The sequence below is a fragment of the uncultured Jannaschia sp. genome (genome assembly GCF_947494055.1).
Taxonomy (GTDB): Bacteria; Pseudomonadota; Alphaproteobacteria; order Rhodobacterales; family Rhodobacteraceae; genus Jannaschia.
Map to the genome: position 1 here is coordinate 1 of NZ_CANLTR010000137.1, position 1,048 is coordinate 1,048.

1 protein-coding gene is annotated in these 1,048 nt (G+C 58.4%); it reads right to left on the bottom strand.

The genetic code is table 11. The features are described 5' to 3' along the window. Positions 1–84 precede the first annotated feature (84 nt). Complete coding sequence (locus Q1A87_RS23505; RefSeq protein ID WP_299657278.1) at positions 85–846, bottom strand: LuxR family transcriptional regulator; 762 nt, start codon at positions 844–846, stop codon at positions 85–87. Positions 847–1,048 lie beyond the last annotated feature (202 nt).

The window sequence follows — 1,048 nt, forward strand, 5'->3', positions numbered from 1 at the left end:
CAACCGCATCGACGAACTCACGCCGTGGAATTGGCAGCCACGCTGAATGTCAACGGCGGTCACGCCGGACGGATACAGACAGGCTCACGAGCCGAGCTGAAAGAACTGGTTCTGCAGCCCGGCCTTCAGGATAGCTTGGGCAGTGGTCTCGACGTCGAGCGCTTCACGCGCCAGCCGGAGATGCTTCTCGATTGTCGTCGAATTCCGGCCGAGTATAAGGGCGACGTCCTGAATGGTCTTTCCGTCCGCGACCAATTCGAGCACTTCTCGCTGTCTTGGTGTCAGCGTCCGACCGTGAAGTGCGTGCGGCAGAGACAGCAGCGTGAGATGGGCCACATGAGCGACCAGTTCGATCTCTCCGCCTTTCTTCGCCCAGATCTCGTCGAGCTCGGCCTGAGTCTTGTTCGAACTGGCAAGACCGATGCCGTGACCCGTCCGGGCAGAGATCCGGGGAAAGCTGATCCCATATCCGGCGACAACGCCATGTCGGCGATTGAACTCCACGACGCGCATGCATTCGGGCGGCAAGCGCCCGGCCATCGCGTTCTGCGCGATGGCGGCCCATGACAGAGTTCCGACATTCTCCATCGCCCAACGGACCATCGGAGCGTCGTAGAACATGCCGCCTTCCAGATACGGTTCCGTAAACGATTTCGGATAGTTCGTCAGAATGCGCGCATCGCGTAGGTCACCCATGCTGGTGTTCGTCCGGAACCGGGTTGCCGCATACATAAGGCGGTCAAACCCGTACTGCGCCATCCAGTCCTGCAGATTTTGCCAGAGCCGCTCGACCTCGGTGAGCCGAGTGAGATCTTTGAGGAACCGTTCCGTTTCGGACAATGGCATGACAGCCGTCTACGCTTCCGGGCAGCGATCCGGCAAGACAACGCGCGAACCCAACGAAGTGATATTACACCTAGTTCGGGAAAAGAGGCGGGATCATTACATAACTTCCATTCTTTTGATGGACTTTGTAGCCGCAAAGCTAAACTGTCACCCGTGAGCAAATCAGAAGTGTCACTCTGCCCTGTCTGGACTGGGCTTGGAG

What these genes read in the sequence shown, in the direction of transcription:
- Q1A87_RS23505 (WP_299657278.1), bottom strand. Translation starts at nt 846, where the DNA reads ATGCCATTGTCCGAAACGGAACGGTTCCTCAAAGATCTCACTCGGCTC.